At 67.3% G+C, this 5,219-nt stretch carries 6 protein-coding genes; 2 read left to right on the forward strand and 4 right to left on the reverse strand.

The annotated features are described in order from the left end of the window. Positions 1 to 12 precede the first annotated feature (12 nt). The gene (locus SFU54_RS11600) at positions 13 to 1,098 is read right to left on the reverse strand and encodes an Fpg/Nei family DNA glycosylase (RefSeq protein WP_319016428.1); all 1,086 of its coding nucleotides are present in this window, start codon (positions 1,096 to 1,098) and stop codon (positions 13 to 15) included. A 2-nt stretch (positions 1,099 to 1,100) separates the two neighbouring features. Continuing rightward, positions 1,101 to 1,586: a ribose-5-phosphate isomerase gene (locus SFU54_RS11605; RefSeq protein WP_319016429.1), complete on the reverse strand. Its 486-nt coding sequence runs from the start codon at positions 1,584 to 1,586 to the stop codon at positions 1,101 to 1,103. Positions 1,587 to 1,677: 91 nt separating this feature from the next. On the opposite strand from SFU54_RS11605, the gene SFU54_RS11610 reads away from it, so the two are divergent. Continuing rightward, on the forward strand, positions 1,678 to 2,454 hold the full coding sequence (locus SFU54_RS11610; protein ID WP_319016430.1) for an SDR family oxidoreductase: 777 nt from the start codon (positions 1,678 to 1,680) through the stop codon (positions 2,452 to 2,454). A gap of 20 nt (positions 2,455 to 2,474) precedes the next feature. On the opposite strand, the gene SFU54_RS11615 is transcribed toward SFU54_RS11610, so the two are convergent. Both SFU54_RS11615 and SFU54_RS11620 read right to left on the reverse strand, forming a co-directional pair. Further along, the gene (locus SFU54_RS11615; RefSeq protein ID WP_319016431.1) at positions 2,475 to 2,819 is read right to left on the reverse strand and encodes a cupin domain-containing protein; all 345 of its coding nucleotides are present in this window, start codon (positions 2,817 to 2,819) and stop codon (positions 2,475 to 2,477) included. Continuing rightward, complete coding sequence (locus SFU54_RS11620; RefSeq protein ID WP_319016432.1) at positions 2,816 to 4,237, reverse strand: FAD-dependent oxidoreductase; 1,422 nt, start codon at positions 4,235 to 4,237, stop codon at positions 2,816 to 2,818. The genes SFU54_RS11615 and SFU54_RS11620 overlap by 4 nt, the downstream gene beginning before the upstream one ends. Before the next feature lie 97 nt (positions 4,238 to 4,334). On the opposite strand from SFU54_RS11620, the gene SFU54_RS11625 reads away from it, so the two are divergent. Further along, positions 4,335 to 5,219 (forward strand): alpha-amylase family glycosyl hydrolase (locus tag SFU54_RS11625; protein WP_319016433.1); only part of this gene is annotated, 885 nt, incomplete at its 3' end.

Here is a 5,219-nt window from a genome sequence, read left to right on the forward strand (position 1 = left end):
CGGTGACCTCTCTTACTGCTGGCAATTCGGGCACCAGTAGAGCTTGCGGCCCGCGGCAACCTCGAGGGCAATGTTCGTGCGGCAGATGCGGCACGGCAAGCCCTCGCGCTTGTAGACCCAGTGGCGATCGGCCCGGTTGCGCAGGGCTGCGCGTTGCGCTTCTTCGTCGAGACCATCCATCGTGAGCATCTGGCCCGTCTCAACACCCACGCCCAGCAGGTACACCCAGTCACGCCAGAGCGCACGAATCACGTCGTCGGGCAGCGCCGCGCCGAGCGTGTGCGGGTCGAGGCGCGCGCGAAACAGAATCTCGGCGCGATAGACATTGCCGATTCCGCACACGACCGACTGGTCCATGAGCAGCAGCCCGATCGGAACGCGTCGACCACGGATGCGCGCGAGCATGCGCTCCTCCCCCGCGTCGGCGTCGTCCACGAGCGGGTCGGGTCCGAGCGCGTCGATGACGCCCTGCACCGCCGCCGCGTCGAGCACCTCGCACGCGGTTGGCCCGCGCAAATCAGCGACCGCGCGCTCGGTGAGCAACCGCACGCGCACTTGACCCACGGGCTCGGGCGGAAAACCCTCAAGCGCCGCATCGTCCATGGCGCTCTCGCTCTCTGCCTCGGCCATGCGCAAGCGCGTGCGCCGGGGAGCCCCGATCGATGAGAGGGATGCCTCGTGTTCGCCGACGACGGTTGAGCGAGCATCCGTCGCCGTGTAGGCGGCCGCCGCATCGAGGTCGGTGCCGCGCTGGTTGGTCTGACCCATGCGCCCATTCATCAGACCCGAGTAATCCCGGCCTACCGCACCGCTCGCCGCCGCTAACTCGCTCTGCACTGTGCGCGCGGTCGCTGTGGCGACCGCGCCCGCGAAATCCCAGGCGCCATAGATGCCGAGGTGCACGCGCAACCAGAGGGCAGAGTCGAACTCGAGAAACATCTGCTTGCCGACGGCCTTCGCGTCGGTCATCGTGCGACCGTTCAGCAGCGCGGCACCCTCAGTGAAGCGGCCCTGGGGCGAACTCGCGATGATCGTCGAGCCGACGAAGTGCCGCGCAAACTGCCGCGCGATGCGATGAACCGAATGGCCCTCGGGCACCGCTAGACGATCTCGTGCCCGGCGATCGTGCCGGTGGTTTCATACTCGGCGAGTTGCGCGATGCGCCGCACGTGCCGTTCGTCGCCCGGAAACGGCGTGCTGATGAAGAGGTCGATGAACCGCAGGGCTTCGTCGACCGAGTGCTGGCGCGCACCGATCGCGATGACGTTGGCGTCGTTGTGTTCGCGCGCGAGCTGGGCCGTCGCGTCGCTCCAGACGAGGGCGGCACGGATGCCCTGCACCTTGTTGGCCGCAATCTGCTCACCATTGCCCGACCCACCAAAGACGATGCCCAGCGCCTCGATGCCCGCGGCCTGATCACGCGCGACCGCGCGTGCGGCGTTGATGCAAAAGCTCGGGTAGTCATCGAGCGCGTCGTAGACCTGCGGACCGTGATCGTGCACCTCGTGCCCCTGCGCGGCGACGTGTTCACGCACCGTCTGGCTGAACTCGAGGCCGGCGTGATCGGTTGCCACGTGGATGCGCATGTTTCGATTCTACGAGGGCAGGACGTTCGACTCTGTCGGCCAAGCCGCGCCAGCGAGACCCTGAGGGCACTACCGATCGAAAGGAGTCATCATGACTCGCACATACCTCGTCACGGGTGCAGCGAGCGGCATCGGAGCCGCGACTGCCGCACTGCTCACGGGTCAGGGCCATCGCGTTATCGGTGTTGATCTGCACGACGCCGACATCACGGTCGACCTCACGACCCACGAGGGCCGAGCGGCTCTCGTCTCTCAGGCCACCGAGCTCAGCGGAGGGCGGCTCGACGCGGTCGTCGCCAACGCGGGGCTCGCGACCGAGTCCACTGCCACGGTTGCCGTGAACTACTTTGGCGCCCTGGCGACGCTTGAGGGGCTGCGGCCGCTGTTGAGCGGGTCGGATGCTCCGCGCGCGGTGGCCACGGCATCCATGGCCTCGCTCTTTCCGGTCGACGACGAGCTCGTCGACGCGTGCCTCGCGCATGACGAGCCGGCCGCTCTGCACCGCGCCCAGCAGTTGCTCGACGCGGGCGCCGGCGGGTTGATCTATGGCTCAACCAAGCGCGCTCTCGTGCGGTGGATTCGTCGCAATGCGGCGACTTCCGACTGGGCCGGGGCGAACATTCCGCTCAACGCCGTGGCCCCGGGCATCATCCGCACACCGATGACCGACGCCTACACGGCGACGGAAGAGTCGACCAAGGCGATTCTCGAAATGGTGCCGATGCCGCTCAACGGCATCGCCGAGCCTGCCGTCGTGGCGAACCTCATCGGCTACCTCACGAGCGTCGACAACTCGCACTTGTGCGGGCAGGTCGTGTTCGTTGACGGCGGCAGCGACGTGGTCATTCGCGGCGACAGCACCTTCTAGCGGCCTGTGTGTTCGAGGCGCTACGCGATATAGATCTTGCGCAGCGTCTCGAGCACGCGCCACTCGGTTTCTTCGCCGTCGTCGAGGCGACCGACACTGCCGGGCGAGAGCTCGACCTCGGTGCCGTCGCCGCGGCGCAGAATCGCGTGACCGCGCAACACGATGAACACTTCTTCGACCTCAACGTCGGTGACGGTGCCGGGCGTGATCTCCCACACCCCCACCTCCCACTCGTCGAGTTCGGTGAGCGCTGCGATGCCCGTCGTGGGCGAGCCCTCGACGACCTGAGCGGCGTCAACGGGCTCGTGCTCGAGCTCAAGCTCGAGGGCCTGCAGCACGGTGGCTGCGTCGAGGGGAAGAGTCACGAATCGAACCCTAGACCCACAGCGTCGAGCGTGCGCAAAAACACATTTCTCTTTCCCGAATTGTGATCTGCGCGGTCGAGCGCCCAGCGCACCGACTGCACGGCCGGGTAGGTCGCGGGCTCGGGCGGAAACGGCAGCGGCATGCTGCGCACCATCTCGAGCGAGGTGCGCTCGGTCGTCTCGCCCGCGAGCTGGTCGAGCATGACGTTCGCCGCGAAGCGCGTCGCCGCAACCCCCAGCCCCGTGAAGCCCGCCGAGTAGGCCACGCGACCCTGGTGCACGGTCGCGTGAAAGGCGCAGAAGCGGCTGCACGTGTCGATCACGCCCGCCCAGCGGTGCGTGAACCGCACGCCTTCGAGCTGCGGGAAGGTCGTGAAGAAGTGGCTCGCGAGCGTTTCGAACGACTCGCGACGGTCGTCGTACTCGGGGCGGATGCGCCCGCCGAAGTGGTAGATCGCGTCGTATCCACCCCACAAGATGCGGTTGTCGGCACTCAGGCGGTAGTAGTGAAACTGGTTGGCGCTGTCGGCCACGCCCTGGCGACCCTGCCAGCCGATTGACGCGAGCTGCGCATCCGTCAGCGGTTCGGTCATGAGCACGTAGTCGTAGACCGGCACGGTGTGCAGGCGAAAACGCTTGAGCAGTGACGGAAACGCGTTGGTCGCGAGCGCCACCCGCGCGGCACGCACGCTGCCGCCGCCGCGCACCGTGAGCGTCACGGCATCGCGCTCGGCGCTGAGGTCGGCGACGGGGCTCGACTCGAAGATCTCGACGCCGGCATCGAGGCACGCCTGCATCAGAGCCATCGCGAGCTTGGCGGGATGCACGAGCGCCGTATCGCGCGTCGACCACAGCCCGCCCTCATAGGTGGGCGAGTTGATCTGCGCGCGCATCGCGGCGGCGTCGTAGAACAGCTCGTGCTCGCCGTCGTGCGCGGCTTCGAGCTCGGCCACCTGGTAGGTCTCGGTCGCGACGGCGAAGGATCCGACGCGCTCGAAGTCGACGGCCCAGCCCTGGGCCTCGACCGTGGCCTGAATCTCATCGAGGTTCTGCATGCCCATGCGGTCGAGCGTCTCGAGTTCCTCTGCGAACCGCGTTTCGCCATTCTTGGCGCCGTGCGTGAGCGTGGCTTCGACGAAGCCGCCGTTACGGCCGCTCGCCGCCCAGCCGATGCGCTTACCCTCGAGCAACACGACGCGGGTGTCGGGGTCGCGCTGTTTCGCGAGCAGCGCCGTCCAGAGTCCGGTATAGCCACCGCCCACGACGACGAGGTCGGCCGTCTCACGGCCGGTGAGCGCGGGCTGCGCCGGGCGATCGGGCAGGTCATCGAGCCAGAAGGGCTGCAGCCGCGAGCCCTCGAGGCTCTCGGCGATAAGGCGGGCATCGGGGCGACTGCGCTCGAAAACGGTCGTGTGCATGCCTCTATGGTCTCACGAGTTGTCCAGTTGGACAATATCTGTGCAACCGGTGGCATAGAACCCTAGACTGGGCCGCGTGCTGCTGACCCACCCGTGGATGCACGCGCTCGACGACGCGCGACAGCCAGAAACAGACCCTGCCGACTGGGCAGAGTTTGTGGCGCGCACGTCGGCCGAAATGCCGCGCATCCACGGGCTCATGACTGAGCTCTATGGCTCAGAACGGGTCGATGCCGAGCTCGCCGCCTTCGTCACCCAGCTCGCCGAGTCGTGGCAACACCGCCCGGCCGAGCTGCGCGCGGTCGATGCGGCGCGCCTGGCCGACCCCAACTGGTTTCAGTCGAATCAGATGCTGGGGGGCGTCTGTTACGTCGACCGCTACGCGGGCGATCTCGAGGGAGTGCGCGCGCGCATCCCGTATTTCAGAGAACTGGGCCTGACCTACCTGCACCTCATGCCGCTCTTCGAGGCCCCGGCCGAGAACAGCGATGGCGGCTACGCCGTCTCGAGCTACCGCGAGGTGAACCCGGCGCTCGGCGACATGGCGCAACTGCAGAGCCTCGCGGCCGAGCTGCGCGCCAACGGCATCGCCCTCGTGCTCGACTTCATCTTCAATCACACGTCGAACGAGCACGAGTGGGCCCGCCGCGCCATCGCGGGCGAGAAAGAGTTTGAGAACTACTACTGGGTCTTCGACGGCCGCGAGCAGCCCGACGCCTTCGAGGCGACGGTGCGCGAGATCTTTCCCGATGACCACCCGGGCAGCTTCGTGCCGTTTCCGAACCCCGATGGAACGGTACCCACGCGCGCCGAGGCCGAGCGATGGGTGTGGGCGACCTTCCACACCTTCCAGTGGGATCTCAACTACTCCAACCCCGCGGTGATGCGGGCCATGGCGGGCGAGATGCTGTTTCTCGCCAACCAGGGCATCGACGTGTTGCGCATGGACGCCGTGGCGTTCATCTGGAAGCAATGGGGCACG

This window comes from Microcella sp., assembly GCF_033763155.1.
Lineage (GTDB): Bacteria > Actinomycetota > Actinomycetes > Actinomycetales > Microbacteriaceae > Microcella.

Excerpts from the sequence above, each read along its gene's own strand:
- SFU54_RS11605 (WP_319016429.1), bottom strand. The coding sequence starts at position 1,586 with ATGCGCATCCACGTGGCAACCGATCACGCCGGCCTCGAGTTCAGCCAG.
- SFU54_RS11610 (WP_319016430.1), top strand. The coding sequence starts at position 1,678 with ATGACTCGCACATACCTCGTCACGGGTGCAGCGAGCGGCATCGGAGCC.
- SFU54_RS11620 (WP_319016432.1), bottom strand. The coding sequence starts at position 4,237 with ATGCACACGACCGTTTTCGAGCGCAGTCGCCCCGATGCCCGCCTTATC.